The organism is Sorangium sp. So ce887, from assembly GCF_051521455.1.
Lineage (GTDB): Bacteria > Myxococcota_A > Polyangia > Polyangiales > Polyangiaceae > Sorangium.
In genome coordinates, this window is the sequence record NZ_CP150354.1 from 7,839,352 (window position 1) to 7,854,627 (window position 15,276).

General features: G+C 73.4%; 6 protein-coding genes. 3 read left to right on the forward strand and 3 right to left on the reverse strand.

What is annotated here, in order from left to right; translation table 11 throughout:
* The first annotated feature begins 198 nt into the window (after positions 1-198).
* Entirely contained in the window at positions 199-2,208 is a 2,010-nt protein-coding gene (locus WMF36_RS28955) for a hypothetical protein (RefSeq protein ID WP_437574001.1), read from the forward strand.
* 233 nt (positions 2,209-2,441) lie between these two features.
* Positions 2,442-4,679, forward strand: a complete 2,238-nt coding sequence (locus WMF36_RS28960; protein WP_437574002.1) for a thrombospondin type 3 repeat-containing protein — start codon at positions 2,442-2,444, stop codon at positions 4,677-4,679.
* 13 nt (positions 4,680-4,692) lie between these two features.
* On the opposite strand, the gene WMF36_RS28965 is transcribed toward WMF36_RS28960, so the two are convergent.
* The 3 genes from WMF36_RS28965 to WMF36_RS28975 all read right to left on the reverse strand — a co-directional run bounded on the left by WMF36_RS28965 (position 4,693) and on the right by WMF36_RS28975 (position 13,447).
* Complete coding sequence (locus WMF36_RS28965) at positions 4,693-8,565, reverse strand: protein kinase domain-containing protein (protein WP_437574003.1); 3,873 nt, start codon at positions 8,563-8,565, stop codon at positions 4,693-4,695.
* 77 nt (positions 8,566-8,642) lie between these two features.
* Positions 8,643-12,698, reverse strand: coding sequence for a serine/threonine-protein kinase (locus WMF36_RS28970; protein ID WP_437574004.1), 4,056 nt, complete (start codon positions 12,696-12,698; stop codon positions 8,643-8,645).
* Between the two features lie 8 nt (positions 12,699-12,706).
* Positions 12,707-13,447, reverse strand: a complete 741-nt coding sequence (locus tag WMF36_RS28975; RefSeq protein ID WP_437574005.1) for a hypothetical protein — start codon at positions 13,445-13,447, stop codon at positions 12,707-12,709.
* A gap of 353 nt (positions 13,448-13,800) precedes the next feature.
* On the opposite strand from WMF36_RS28975, the gene WMF36_RS28980 reads away from it, so the two are divergent.
* Positions 13,801-15,189 (forward strand): serine/threonine-protein kinase, encoded by a 1,389-nt coding sequence (locus WMF36_RS28980; protein WP_437574006.1) that lies wholly within the window; start codon positions 13,801-13,803, stop codon positions 15,187-15,189.
* The last annotated feature ends 87 nt before the right edge of the window (positions 15,190-15,276 follow it).

A 15,276-nucleotide genomic window follows, 5' to 3' on the forward strand; every position in this document is an offset into this window, starting at 1 on the left:
AAGCTCTTCGCAACAGCAGCAATCTCCAGGCTCATGGGAGCCAGCAGGCATGTCGTCACGGGCCGAGAGCCCGCCGGCGCCTGCTCGGACAACCAGCTCTTCTGGAATGATAGAGGCGAAATGTTGAGGTTCCGCTCCACGTCCGGAGATCGGAAGACAGCTGAGCTCAGGGTCTCGGTGCTCTCGGTCTCCGCTGCGATGTCCGCCCTCTCTCAGGGTGCATGGGGGACGGAAGCGCCGCCCGCGGCAGAGGTCCAGTGGGCGTATGCGCTCGTCGCTGCGCTCGGGTATCTGCCCGCCGCGGTCGAGATCGCCGCCGCCACGCTGCGGCGGACGGGGATGTCGACCGAGGCGTACCTGCGGAAAAATGCGACGTATCTGGATCCAGAAGGGCCCGGGGACGAGATCCTGGGTGTGGTCTTCGGTGACGCGCTGGAGTCCCTCGGCCAGGAGGCGCGCGGCGTGGTGCAAGCGCTCGCCGCGCTGCCCGCGGCGGGGGTTCCGCTCGAGGTGGTCGCCGCCGCGGCGGGGAAGCCCGCGCCTTCCGCCGCGCGGCCGCTCCAGCTGCTCGTGCATGGCCGGCTCGTGTCGCTCGAGCAGGCCACGCAGACCTACCGGGTGACGCCGCTCGTGCGCGCCGTGGCCCGAAAGGACGTTGTCGGCGACGCGGAGCGCTGGGACGCGCTGCACCGCGGGGCGGCGGACGCGATGCAGGCGCTCCTCTTCTGGACGGCCGCGGCCGAGGGGCGACCCGAGGCGGCGATGCGCCGTCGCATCGCCGCCGAGCTCTTCGCGGCCCTCGACATCGCCGCGTTCCGGGACGGCGCGCGCGGCGCCGACGTGCTGGCGCGGGCGCTCGTCGACGCCTGCACGGTGCTCGATCTCGGGCTCACGTCCGAGGTCCAGCAGCGGCTGCTCGACGAGGCGGCGCGCCTCTGCGGCGACGCGCTCCCCGAGCTGCGCGAGCGCGCGCTCGCGGCGATCGAGGGCGCGCGGCGCGCCGAGCTCGCGAGCAAGCGGCGGGGCACCTTCGGGACGCTCCGGGCCACGCCGGCCGCCCGCGAGCGCGGCCGCCCGGGCCACCGCGACGTCCTTCGCAAGGCGGTGCGCGCGAACGCGCAGCGCGCCGCGGCGCGGAGCGCGCCGGTCGAGGACGACGCCCTCCGCGGCGCCAAGGAGCTCCTCGCGCGCGGCGCCCTGCGCCTCCGCGAGGGCGCGCTCGCGGACGCCGCGGCGGACTGCGGCGAGGCGCTCGCCGCGTTCGAGGCGGCCGGGGACGGGCGCGGGCAGGCGACGGCGCTCCTGCTCCGCGGCGACCTCTGCCGGCGGCAGGGGGATCTCGCGGCCGCCTTGCGCGATGAGGAGCGGGCGCTCTCGCTCTTCAAGGCGGCGGCCGACCGGACCGGAGAGGCGATGGGGCTGCTCGCGCGCGGCAACCTCCGGCTCGACCAGGACGACGCGCAGGGCGCCGCGAGCGACTACGGCTGCGCGCTCATGCTCCTCAGGGCCTGCCGCGATCGCCCGGGCGAGGCCAACGTGCTGAAGGCGCGCGGCGATCTGTGCTTCCGGGAGGGGGATCTCGCGGGCGCGGCGCGCGACTACGACCGGGCGCTCTACATTCTCGAGGGCGTGGAGGAGCGCGTCCTCAGCCAGCTCCGCTCGCCCCCGAGCGGCGTCGATGAGGGCCGCGGGGCGAGCGGCCACGCCGCGCGCGAGGTCCTCCCGCAGGCCGAGCTCCTCCGGGCGCTCGGGTGCGAGCAGGCCCACGCGCGCACGTGGCAGGCCCGCGGCGACCTGCGCCTGCGAGAGCGCCAGACGGCGCTCGCGGCGCGCGACTACGGCAATGCGATCCTCCTGTACCGGGACAGCGGCGATCGCCCCGGCGAGGCCGCCGCGCTCAAGGTCCGCGGCGACCTGCGCCGCCAGCGGGGCGCGCTCCCGGGCGCGCAGCGCGACTACGAGGATGCGCTCCGGCTCCTCGAAGCGCTCGGGGACGGCGCTGGCCAGGCGGCCGTGCTCAAGGCGCGCGCCGACCTGCGCTGCGAGCAGGGCGACACCGCCGGAGCGGCGCTCGACTACACGAGGGCGCTCGCCCTCTTCGACGCGACGGGCGACCGCGCCGGTCAGACGAGCGTGAAGAGCGTCCTCACGGGCATCTCGCATCGCGAGGACTCGCCTCGCCCCGCCACAGCGGCTGTCCCGCGATGAGGACGCGGCTCGGCCGGGGCCCTCGGAGCGCCCCGCGCGCCTGAGCCGCGACATCGAGGCACCTTTACGCAGCCCGAGGCGGTCGAGGTCGGGATTCAGCGCTCATCGATGGTTGGCGCGTGACGCCGCCTCACGAGCGCTGGATCGTTCCTGCTTTGTGCCTTCGTTGTTCGTCCGTCCTGCGCTAGGGTTCCGCTTGTCCGGATATTTCGCCCCGGCACCGAGGTGGCCCCGTGCGACGTCGCCGCTCCTTCGTCGGCATCAGCTTCGCTTTGCTCTCGCTCCTGCCCAGGGCGGCGCTCGCCTTGCCGACGGTGACCGGCTCCATGCCGGAGCTCGGAGCGTGGGACGCACCCCGCGGCGCCCCCCTGCGCGACGACGGGATCGCCCCGGACGCGACGCCCGGGGACGGCGTCTTCACGGCGGCGGTGTCGTTCGCGGCGCGGGGCGACGTCGAGTACAAGATCTCGCGGAACGGCGTCGATCTCGACGATGGCGGCGCGGGCGCGGCCAGCGGCGAGAGCCTGCGTTTCACGCTGGCCGGCGGGACACCGCCCTACGATGTCACCTTCTACTACGACACACGCGACCTGACCGCACAAGGGTTCTTGCCGGCGACGGAATCGGCCTCGGACTCGCGCAACGCCTCGATCGGCGCCGACGGCGCGCCGCAGGTGTGGGTCGCCGTCGGAGACTGGCAGGGTTCTGTGGGCGACACCGACTGGAACCCTCACTCTTCGCTCACGGTCGCGCGCGACGATGGCCGCCTCGGCGATCGTCGCGCGGGCGATGAGGTCTATACGTACCGCTTCGTCGCCCGGACGGCGCTCTCCGGTACGTCCTTCAAGTTCGCGGCGCAGGGGCCGTGGAGCACGAGGCTCGGCGCGAACGGCTGGAGCTACGCCCCGCGCGACTCCTCGAACGGCGCTTTCAGCGCGGCGGCCGGGCAGGTCGTCACGCTGGAGCTCGACGCGCGCCACGGCCGGATGCGCGCGCAGGTGTCGAGCCCCGCGAAGCTCCTCCTGACGGAGTTCCTCGTCCACCCGACGGCCGCGGAGTTCGTCGAGATCTACAACCCGGGCAGCCGCGCGGTCGACCTCTCGGACTACTACCTCGCTGATTACCGCTTCTACCACCAGCTCGTCACGCCGAGCCCCACGCTCCCGAACACGAACGATTTCCTTGTGCGCTTCCCGGACGGCGCCGCGATCGGCCCCGGTGAGATCCAGACCGTGTCGCTCGGAGGCGCCGAGTGCTACCGCATGGGGTGCAACGAGACGAGGGCGTTCGAGGGCTGGGGCTCGCACCCCACCTACGAGATCCACAGCACGGCCACTTATGGCCAGGGGGAGAGCAAGTCGGTCGCCGCCGTGCCCGACATGCGGCTGCCGCTCCCGGCATCGGTGGGAGAGACGCGCGGGCTGACGAACGATCATGAGTGCCTGATCCTCTTTTACTGGGACGGCGTGAGCGACCTCGTGAGGGACGTCGATTACGTCTTCTATGGCGGGACGGGGCCGAACGCACCTGTCGACAAGACGGGTGCTTCGCTCGACGGACCGGACCCCGGGAGCGCGCCGAGCGCCTACCTGGACGACGCGGCGGACGACATCGCGCTGCACGCGCCGCTGTCGACCGCGGGCGGGAGCTGCCGGCAGGACTTCACCGAAGGCGCCCAGACCGCGAGCGGGGGAAATGGAGTGACCGGCGCGGTCGAGACCAGCGAGCCCTTGTCGTCGACCTGGGCCGCGTGCGCCGTCCCGACGCCCGGCGCCATCGATTTCGACGGCGACGGCGTGCTCCTGGGCGACAACTGCCCTCTGGCGGAGAACCCGCGACAGGAGGATTCGGACGGCAATGGCATCGGCGACGCCTGCGATATCGACGATGATCAGGATGGCCTGTACAACGACGCGGACAACTGCCCCAAGGTGGCCAATCCCGGCCAGGAGGACTCGGACGGCGACGGGACCGGCGACGCCTGCGAGGACGATGGCGTCGACTCGGACGGCGACGGCGTGCTCGACAGCGCGGACAGCTGCCCTGCCGTCCCGAACCCGGACCAGGCCGACACCGACGCCGACGGCGTGGGCGACGCGTGCGACAGCTGCAAGGCCAGGGAGAACCCCGCCCAGACCGACACGGACGGCGACGGCGCAGGCGACGACTGCGACACGGACGACGACAACGACTTCGTGAGCGACATCGATGACGCCTGCCCGACCGAGGCCGGGCCGGCCGCGACCCGGGGTTGCCCAGGAGGGGAGGGCGGCGGCGGGGCGGCCTCGAGCGCGGCGAGCTCATCGAGCGAGGCGTCGTCCTCGTCGGGCAGCGGCGGCGGGCTCGACAGCGGCGGCGACGGCTGCGACTGCCGCGCCGCGGGCGGCTCGCCGGCGGGCGGCTCGCCGGCGCCGTGGCTCGCGCTGCTCGGCGCCATGCTGGGGATCGCGCGCGGCCGGCGGCGCGCTTGAGCGCGGCGCTGCGTCAGCTGGCGAGCCACTGCCGCGCGAGCTCGAGCGTGCGGGCGTTGTCGGGAACGCCGCGGAGGAAGCGCTCGCGCCAGGTCGGGTCGATGAGCTTCTCGGCGCGCGCGAGCAGCGCAGTCCTGGCCGACGCGATGGCGGCCATCGCCTCGGCGTGCCTGCCGCTCGCGGCGAGCGCCTCGGCATACGTCAGCCGGACCAGCGGCTCGCCTTCTTCCAGGGTACCGAGCTCCGCAAGCTGCGAGCTCGCCTCGGCGGCAGCCCGCATCGCCTCGTCGGTACGACCGAGCCCGAGCAGCGCGCGGGCGAGGACGGCAGAGGCCTGCACGGCAAACGTCGGCGCGCTCGACGCGAGCGCCACTACGGCGCGCGCTTCGCGCTCGGCGACCCCGAGATCCCCGCTGGCGAGAGCGATCTTCGCGAGGTAACAACGAGCAATCAGCTCCGTGCGCACCACCCCCGCTTGACCGCTCAGCGTCGCAGCGGACTCGGCGAGCGTCCGCGCCTCGGCCAGATGACCGCGATACGCGAGGACCTGCGCAAGGTTCAGCTCGACCGAGAACCTCATGTCATGCAGATGCAACCGGCCAGCCTCCGCCAGCGCTGCGCGCAGCATCGACTCCGCCCGCTCGAAGTCGCCGAGCTCCGTATAGCCATTCCCGAGGTTCGCGCGCATGTTACAGGCGTTGCGATGATCGCCCGCTTGCTCGAACGCAAGCGCCGCAGCCTCCAGGCCGCTCACGCCGGCGCCCAGATCACCAGCGCACATCGCGAGGTAGGACCGCGCCTCGTGGAGGCGCGCATCCACCTCGATATCCTGGTTCTCTGCTCGTGCAAGAGCGCGCTCGACCGTTTCGATCAGGGCATTCCCTTCGGCATAATGCCCCCCCAGAATAAGCGCGGCCGCAACGTCGGCAAGACAGATGAGCTTGGCGCGCTGAGCGTTGCCCACGGCCGGGGTATCCGCCGCCGCGGTCGCCCATCGCTCGACGTCATCGAGCCCTCCCAGCTTGGATGAGGCGATGACCACCTGGCTGATGATCAAAAACCATGCGGTCGTGCCGCGCTCGAGCCGCTCGATCGCCTCGGTGCCGCGCTCCACCGCGAGGGCGGCATCGCCGCGCCACACGTGGGCTTCGGCCTGGACTCGGCGGAGCCTGCCCGCGGTGTCCCCGGCTGCCCCGCAGCCGATACCGCGGTCCGCCCGCGCCAGCGCCATGGCCAGGTCGTTGCCGCGAAGCGCCTCTTCAGCGGCGCGCAGGAACGCATCCGCCGCCCGCGCCGGTGCGCCGCCGATCTCGAAGTGCTCGGCCTGCGCCATGGCATCCGCGCCGCCGGCCCGATCCAGCCAGTCGCCCGCGAGGCCGTGCCCGACGCGCCGGTCGCGCTCCGTGAGCATGCCGTAGGCGGCCTCTCGTACGAGGGCGTGGCGGAACCCGTACTCCACCTCGCCCGCGATGCGCGCCTCGTGGCGCCGCTGCACGAGCTCCCGCCGCGCGAGCTCGGCGAGCCGCGGCGCCACCGGCGCGCCGCCCACGAGGGCCGCCACCCCGCCCTCCCAGAACGTCTCGCCGAAGACGCTCGCCGCGCGCAGCACGCGCCGCTCCTCGACCTCCAGCGTTTCGAGCCGCGCCTGCACCATCGCCAGCGCCGTCTCGGGCATGCCCTCGCTCCTGCCCTCGGCGACCGCGCGGATCTGCTCCTCCAGCACGAACGCATTGCCGTCGGCGCGCGCGAGGAGCTCTTCCACCTGCTCGGCTCCCACGCCGTCACCGAGCACCTCGCGCACGAGCCGCTCGCCCGCGCGCCGGGGCAGCGGAGCAAGGCGGAGCCGGAGGCCGTTGCGCTCGCGCCACAGCGCCGGGAAGAGCTCGTCGACCTCCGGACGGGCGAGCGCCAGCACGAAGAACGGCAGGTCCCTGGCGTGCCTTAACGCGGCGTCGACCAGGGTCACCGTGGGCAGGTCGCCCCAGTGCAGGTCCTCCAGCACCAGCAGCACCGGCCGCCGCTGGCACTCGGCCCGGACGAAGTCCTCGAACACCTGGCGGAGGCGGTCGCTCATCAGCATCGGGCTCTGGCGCGCCGCACGGAGCTGCACGTCGCCCTCGTCGGGAAACGCCGCCCCGACGAGCTCGCCGAGGAACGCCGCGACCTGCGGGCCCTTGCTCCGGAACGCATCGAGCCGCTCGACCCGGGCGCGCACCTTGCGCCGCCGCGCCTCGGGCGGCTCGCCGTCGAGGAGGCCCATGGCGCGGCGGAGCGCCCGGGCGAGCAGGCCGAACGCCGAGCCGGCCGCCATGGGATCGGCCCTGCCGATCCAGACCTCGGCGGCCTCGCTCCGCGCCTCGAGTGCGCGAAGGAACTCCCACGCCAGGCGCGACTTGCCGAGACCCGGGGCGCCCACGACGACCACGGCGTTCGCGGCGGGCTCGTCCACGCAATGGCGCCACTCGGTCGCGAGCTGCAGCAGCTCGCGCTCTCGCCCCACACACGGCGTCGGCTTGCCGAGGAGCCGGGGAACGGTGTCCGGCTCCTCCTTCGGGCCGCGAAGCCGGCCCCCTCCGGGCCCCTGCGCCGTCTCGAAGCGGCTCGCGAGCAGGCTCGCCGTCGTGTCGTCGAGCCGGATCTCCCGGGGCGGCAGGCCGTCGCGCCCGGCGATGAGCTGCGCGACCCGATCGACCAGCTCGCCGACCGGCAGCTTCCCCTCGATCTCTGCCAGCCCCGTCGCGACGGCCATGGGCACCCCGCCGAGCACCGTCCGGAGCGCGAGCGCGCAGTGGGCCGCCCGCGTGGCGAGATCCGTCGGGGACTCGGCGCCGGACAGCGCGATGAGCAGCCAGCGCGAGTGCAGGCGATCGACGCTTCCTCCGTGGCGCGCCGCGATGTCCCGCAGCGCCTCGGCCCGCGCGGCGTCGGCCTCCGAGAGCGTGGCGTCCGTCTCGGCGCTGCCGTCTTCGGCCACGACGACGCACATGACCCGGCGCTCGGCCGTCGTGATCTCCTCGCTCGGCGCGGGCGGCGCCGCGACCGCGCTCGCTCCGGCGGAGAGCCCATCACCGGCCGCGGCCGCGAGCTCCGCTGCGACCGCAGCGCCGTCGCGCGGCCGCTCCCCCGCCTCCTTCGACAGCATCCGCGTCACCAGGCGCTCGAGCAGCTCCGGGACGTCGCCGCGGAGCTCCCCGAGCCGTGGCGGCTCTTCCAGGACGACCTTGATGAGGAGCGCGAGCGCGCTGTTGCCGAGGAACGGCGGGCGCCCCGCGAGGCACTCGAACAGGACGCACCCGAGCGCGAACACGTCGGCCCGGGCGTCGATCGACGACTCGCCGCGCGCCTGCTCGGGGGCCATGTACCCGGGCGTGCCGAGCACCGCGCCGGGCGATGTGAGGGTCTGCGTGAGCCGGAGGTCGCGCGCGATGCCGAAGTCGAGCAGCGTGACGCGCTCGACGGCGCCGTCGACGAGCATCACGTTGCTCGGCTTGAGGTCGCGGTGAACGATGCCGAGCCGGTGCACCGCGCCGAGCGTCGTGGCCACGCGCGCGGCCAGCGTCACGCTCTCCGCGAGCGTGAGCGGCGCTTCAGCGAGCCGCTCCTCGAGGGTGACGCCGCAGAGCCACTCCATCGCCAGGTAGGGCTGTCCAGCGCCGGTCATGCCGCGCGCGACGTACTGCACGACCCCCGGCAGCCGGAGGGTGACGAGCGCCTCCGCCTCCCGCGCGAACCGGCGCAGATCGTCCGCGCTCGCGCCCTGCAGCACCTTGAGCGCTATCGCCTCGCCCGACAGCCGGTCGCGCGCGCGATACACGTCCCCCATCCCGCCGGAGCCTGCGAGGCGCTCGATCTCGAATCGCCCCTCGACGACATCCAGAGCGCGCATGGCTCTTCCCATGTACTTCGTTTCCCAGGACGCGACCAACCCCGGCGCGGGGCCCCGTCACGTGGTCTATCCGCCGGTCACGAGCCGACGCGGACCGGCGATGAGCCTTCGGGCGAGCCCCCTCGCTGCCGCTCGATTCGCTCTCGCATCACGTTGGGAATCCTCCCGGCTGCCTCCATCGCCCTCTCGAGTACCGCGCGCGCCTCGGCGTGGCGGCCGCGACGGGAGAGGGCGCGCGCCCGCGCCTCGATGACCTCGATCTGCTCCTGCCCCGCGGAAAATCGGGCGGACCGCCCCTCGAGCTCGTCCCACGCCTCATCGCTCGCGTCCCGCGTCGCCAGGTCGATCATCGACCACTGCACCTCCTCCGCGGGGGCCATCTCCATGCCCGTGCGCCCCTCCGCGGTGGCCTTCGCCTGCTGAGCCCGGATCTCTTCGATGATCTCCCGCGCCTTGCCCTCTTCACCCCGGTAGAGGAGCAGCCTCGCCAGGAGCAGGTGCACGACGGGCCGCGCCTCCTCTCCCCGCTGCTGGCGCTCCAGCGACACGGCCCGCTCGACGTGCGGTGTCGCCACCTCCAGGTTGCCCATCAGGTAAAGGTACTCGCCCAGGTTGAACTCCCCCACGAGCTCCATCGTCCCGAGGCCCAGCTCACGCGAGATGGCCAGGACACGGCACAGGTCCAGGATCATGCCCTCGTTGTCCCCGAGGCACGCGCGCAGGAGGGCCCGGTTGCTGATGGCGGGCCCGAGGTGCAGGAGGTCGCCGCGCGACTCACACATCCGGATCGTCCGATCCAGCGCCACCCCTGCCTCGTCCAGCTTGCCCAGCCCTTGGTCGATGAAGCTCAGGAGGAGCAGCGACACCACGAGCGTCTCGTAGCCCTCGTCGCCCAACGCCTCGGCCTGCGCCGCCGCAAGCTCGAGCTGCGGCGCCGCCTCCTTCTCGCGGCTCTCGCGGGCGAGCGAGCGCGCCACGCCCATCGAGAGGCGCGCCGCGAGCGCCGGAGGCAGAGCGCCCGGCGCGATCGCCCTCGCCTGCTCCACCCGCTCCTCCGAGCGTCCGTAGTCGTCCATCCAGTCGAGCGCCGTGGCCTCGTCGAGCAGGATCTCGATCTGCTCGATGACGTCGCCCTCCTCGACCGCCATCGCGCGCGCGCGATCCAGATCGCCGAGCGCGTCGTGGTAGCGCCCCAGCCGGTAGCGCATCAGCCCCCGGCCCCGGTACGCCGCCCTCCTCCGCGCGCCGCGCTCCTCGACCAGCTGCGCGAGCGCGCGGCTGTAGTGGATCTCCGCCTCGACATAGGCGTGCCGCGCCCGCGCCCGATCGGCCAGCTCGAGGTAGGCCTCCTCCGCGATCGCGGCGAGCCCCGCCTCGGCCGCGTGGAACGCGATCTTGAACCGACCCTGCTCCTGGCTCTCGTGGGCCGCCTCGCGGTGGTGCTCGTACGCGGCGAGGTGGATCCGCCGCCGCTCCGCCTGGGCGACCCCCTGCGCGATCGCCTCCCGCACGAGCGCGTGACGGAAAGCGAACCGCCCCTTCCGGCCCGCCACCAGCACGCCCGCCTCGACCAGCCGCCCGGTCCCGACGCGCGCGTCGAGCGGGAAGGCCGCGCCCTCGCCGCGCTCGTCCAGGTGGCGCAGCACGCCCGCGATCTCGTCGAGCGACACCTCGGCGCCGAGCAGCGAGACGAGCCGCGCGTGCGCCCCGAGCGCCGGCCCGAGCGCCGCGATTTCGGCCTGCGCCAGCGGGTCGATGAGCGGCAGCACCGGCAGGCGATCGAGCTCGTCCGTCGCCAGGTACCACGCGTCGCCCCGCGGGTGCCGCCGCAGGATCCCCTCGCGCTTGAGCCCGTGCACGAGCTCCACCAGCAGCAGAGGCACCCGCTGCGAGCGCTCGAGCAGGTGATCGATGGCCGGGTCCGGCACGTCCCGCGCCGGCAAGAGCAGCCGCCGGCACAGCGTCCGCGCGCTCTCGGCATCCATGGGCCCGAGCCGCACCGTCTCTCGCCGCGCGGCCCGCTCGCCCCAGGACGGGTGCGCCTCGGCGAACGCGGGGCGCCCCATCGCGCAGATCCACAGCGGCGCGGCGCCGTCCGCGAGCGCCGCGTACTCGAGCGCCGCGAGCGTCACATCCTGGGCGAACTGCGCGTCGTCGAGGATGACGAGGACCGGGGCGGCGGCCGTGCGCCGGCGCAGGCACTCGCCCGCCGCGCGCACGCGCGCCGAGCGCAGCGCGCCGGGCGCGGCCTTGAGCGCCTCGATCTCGGGGAACACCTCGCCGCCCGACCGCTCGTCCACCCACCCGAGCGCCATCGCGAGCCCCGAGCCGAGCTCGTCGCCGAGCGCGGGGCCGAGCCGCTCCGCGAGCACCGCGCGGACGCTGCTCTGCGGGGGCGCCTCCGGCACGTCGAGCGACTCGCGCACGAGCTCCTGGAGCGTCGCGTCCGAGACGCCGCTCGTCGGCTCCTGCCCGCGCAGGTCGATGAGCTGGGCGTGCGGCAGGCGCGCCCGGAGCTGCTTGCCGAGCTCGGCGAAGAGGCGGCTCTTCCCGTAACCGGGCTCCCCGATCACGGACACGATCGTGGGCTGCCGGAAGCGGAGCGCCTCCTCGGCGCTGCGCAGCAGCGGATCGAGGACGTCGCTGCGACCGATGAACGCGCCGGGCTCCGTCGGCTCGCGCGCGACGCCGACGGAGCCGAGCGTCCGCTCGCGCGCGAGCTCTTCCTCCCCCGCGACGGGCGCCTCGGGGAGCGCGGCCGCGGCCGCGGGCGTGAGGAACGGCCCCGGCGGCCCGGACGCCGCCGGCCACCGCTCGGCGCGCGAGAAGAGCGGGCTCAGGAAGCGCGTCGCCCCGCCCGGCCGGAGCTGGACCGAGACGGGCGCGAGATCGATGAGGACGCGCTCGCACAGCCCGCCTCGCAGCAGCTCGTCGGCCGCGCGCTGCGCGTGCCGCGCCGGGTTCGCCGCGCCCTCGTGGCCGAAGACCGCCGCGTAGCGCGAGCCGGAGGCGTGCGCGAGCTCGCCCCCCAGCGCCCGGATCCGGCGCTGCACGGCCCCCCGGTCGGCCGCGCCCTCGAAGAACAGGAGCCCCACCGCGCGGCGCGGGGCCCCGCCTCCTGCCCGCGGCCCGTCGTGCTCGCGCGCCGCGAGATCTTCCCCGAGCGCGCGTTCCAGCGCGGAGCGGAGCTCGGTCGCGCTGGCGAACCGCTCGCTCCGGTCCTTGGCCAGACAGCGGTGCACCACCTCCTCGATCGCCCGCGGCACGACCGCCCGCGACGACAGGCGCGGGGGCCTGCGGCTCCTGTGATCTTCCAGCACCGTCGCCCGCGGCCCCCAGAAGGGCGGCCGGCCCGCGAAGAGCTCGTACAGGATGACGCCCATCGCGTAGATGTCGGCGCGTGCGTCGAGATCCGCGCGCCCGGCGGACTGCTCCGGGGCCATGTACTCCGCCGTCCCGAGCGCCAGGTCGTCGTCCTGCGCGCTGTCGCGCCGCCCCACGACGCGGGCGGTGCCGAGGTCGATGAGGGTCGCCTTCCCCGCGTCGTCGACGAAGAGGTTCTCGGGCTTGAGATCGCAGTGGACGTAGCCGCGCGCGTGGACGGCCTCGAGGGACGCGAGCGTCGCGAGGCCGAGCCGGGCCGCCTCCTCCATGCGCGGCGCCGGGCGCAGGGCGAGGCGGGCGGCGAGCGTCGGCGCGGCGACGAGCCCGATCACGGCGTAGGGCAAGCCGTCGTCCAGCGTGCCCCACGCGTGCACGGCCGGCACGTGGGGCGCGCCCACGGCGAGCAGCGCCGCGATCTCGCGCCGCAGGTGCGCGCCTGCCCCGTGGCGCTCGGCGCGCGCGAGCTTGATGGCCACCGTCGCCCCGCCGCCCTCGCGCTCGGCCTCGAACACGGTGCCGAACCCGCCCTGCCCCAGGATCCGGACGGTCCGGTGGCCGTCGAAGCGGGGCAGCGCGACCGGGACGACCTCGGTGATGTCGAGCACGGTCGCGTCGTCCGGCAGCGACGACTGGCGCTGCTCCACGCACTCGGGGCATGCGCCCTGGTTCCGCCGCCCGCAGGACGGGCAGCGCCGGGCTTCGGGGGGCGCGCGGTCCGGCCCCTCGCCTCGCAGCGCCTCCGAGCGCACGCCCGCTCCTACGGCGGCAGGAACGACGTGACCACCTGGTCCGTGCGCACTGTGGACGAGATCGCGGGGTTTTCGAGACATTGGGAGTAGAACCCACCGTTGGTGCTCACACCGCTGCACACCGTATCGCAGGAGCCCACGATCGCGATAGGACCACACGCCTGGGTGGTGCTCGCCCCGGTCCCGGGGTTCACGTCCAGGTGACCGGCCGCGCAGTCACGCTGCAGGGCCCGCGCGCGGGCGACGCCCGCGGGCGAGTAGCAGGCGCGGAGATACGGCGTCGAGCTGAACAGGTTCCCCCAGAACGCGCCCTCTCTCACCGTGTAGCTGTCGCGCTCCGTCGTGCCCGAAGACATGAAGGGCTGACTGGAGCGCAGGGAGATCAGCACCGAGACGCCGTACCAGTTGGTGCGGGAGGCGAGGCACCCCGACATCCAGCGCTGGTAGAAGGGATCGGCCAGCGGGCCGTAGACCCACCAGTCCGCGATGCCGAGGTCGCCGCGGTAGGTCTCTGAACGGACGGTCCCGCCATCGTTCCACGAGAACGAGAACGACTGGTTGGGCCGGAGCGCGCAGCTGACGATGTACCGCAAAAGCTCCCTTGACAGGGCGCCGCTCGATCCAGGATTCTGGAGGGCTGCGCGCGCGTTCGAGCTGAGCCCGGCCCAGGTGAGCGGGTTCGGGCTGAGCGCAGCGGGGTTGAGCGCGTTCGAGCTGAGGGCGTTCTTGTAGAGCGCATTGGGGAGCATGCTGTTGCTGCTGACGACAGCGCCTTCGGCCTCCCCGATTGGCTCCGCCGCCTCTTCGTCGAGCTCGGCGTCGAGCTCGGCCCCGATGCAGGCGGTAGTAACCAGAGGTATTGCGAGGAGCGCAACAGCCCGTGGACAGCAAAGAAACATCTCGTTCCCCCTTTCGGCGACGGGTCCAGGCGTTTCAAGTCGAGTGACGGCCAAGTTTAAGTTACCATTTAGAAACGCTCCTGCGTATACCGGTTCATCAAATATCTTCCTCGAAGGGGACAGCAGCGCGCTGGGGTCCCCCGGTGGTCCCGATGGCCCGCATGGCCGCGGTGGCCCCGTGACGCGCCGCGCGGTGAGGCGAGATGGCAAAAGAGGACGAGACGAGGCCGTTTTCGGAGTTCGAGCGGACCAGCGCGCGCGGCGAGCTCGTGGCGGGGACCCTGGCCGGCGAATACATCCTCGAAGGATTCATCGCGCGCGGCGGCTGCGGCGTCGTCTATGCGGCGAGGCACGCCCGTTCAGGGAGGCCCGCCGCGGTCAAGGTGCTGAGCGAGGCGGTAGCTCACTCGCGCCGTGTGGTCGAGCGATTCGCACGTGAGATCGAGGCCTTGCAGCTGATCTCCCACCCCAACATCGTAAAAATTTACGAAGTAGGTGAGCTGAACAACCACCAGCCGTTCTACGTGATGGAGCGTCTGGAGGGGATGACGCTCGACGCGCTGATCAGGGCCGAAACCCGGCTCGCGCCCCGGGAGGCGCTCGATCTGTTCGAGCCCATCTGCGCGGCGCTCGGGGCCGCGCACGCCGCCGGAATCATTCACCGCGACGTGAAGGCCAGCAACATCTTCATCTCCTCCGGCAAACCACGAATCGTGAAGCTGCTCGACTTCGGGATCGCGAAATTGATGGGACCCGAGGAGGGCTCGACCTGGCTGACCACCGCCGGAAGAATGCCCGGGACGCCGTCCATCATGGCGCCCGAGCAGATCCTGGGCGGTCCCATTGATGCGCGGGTGGATGTCTATGCGCTCGGAGTGCTCCTCCATCGCATGCTGGTCGGAAGATTACCCTTCCACACCCATGACATGGACGAGATGGTGCGGAAGCACCTTGAGGAGCCGCCGATGCCCCCGAGCCTGCGGGTGCCGCTTCCTCTCGAGCTCGACGCGGTTGTGCTGCGTTGCATGGAGAAGCGGCGGGAGCGGCGGTTCAGCTCGGTCGAGGAGCTGGTGCGAGCGCTCCGGGAGGCGATCGGCGAGCCCGCGTCGGGGGCGAGGGGCGGGACCGATCCGACGCAGCCGGCGGTGGGCGTGTACCTGGAGGTGCGGACGCGCGGCGACTCCGACGACCTCGACGAGGCGCTCGCGGCCGACATCGGGCAGGTGCTCGACACGGCCGAGTCGCAGCTCGAGCGCGCGGGGTTCATCCTGGCCTCGACGACCGGCAACGAGGTGCTCGGCGTGCGCCTCCTGCCCACCGGGGCGGACGAGGAGCGCAGCGCGCGGCGCGCGGCGCTCCGGGTCGCGACGGCGCTGCACGAGGCGGTGGCCCATCGCGCGGGGGCGGACGCGCGCGTGCACGTCAATGTGAGCGTTCACGCGGACGACGTGCAGGTGCGCCCGGCAGCGCAGCCCGAGATCATGGGGGGCGCGCTGATGTGCGCGGGGCGATGGGCGGCGGCCGGCGAGGAGCAGGAGGTCTTCGCGACGCCGAGCGCGACAGCGGGCCTCCTCGGCGACGAGCTGCCGTAGCTTCGCGCTGCCCGGCGGCACCTCGGCGCAAGCCCACTGCCGGCAATCGCCGCCGGGCGGCACTTGGCGGCCTCGCGCGCGCCGGCG

Excerpts from the sequence above, each read along its gene's own strand:
- WMF36_RS28955 (WP_437574001.1), top strand. The coding sequence starts at position 199 with ATGTCCGCCCTCTCTCAGGGTGCATGGGGGACGGAAGCGCCGCCCGCG.
- WMF36_RS28980 (WP_437574006.1), top strand. The coding sequence starts at position 13,801 with ATGGCAAAAGAGGACGAGACGAGGCCGTTTTCGGAGTTCGAGCGGACC.
- WMF36_RS28965 (WP_437574003.1), bottom strand. The coding sequence starts at position 8,565 with ATGCGCGCTCTGGATGTCGTCGAGGGGCGATTCGAGATCGAGCGCCTC.
- WMF36_RS28975 (WP_437574005.1), bottom strand. The coding sequence starts at position 13,447 with ATGCTCCCCAATGCGCTCTACAAGAACGCCCTCAGCTCGAACGCGCTC.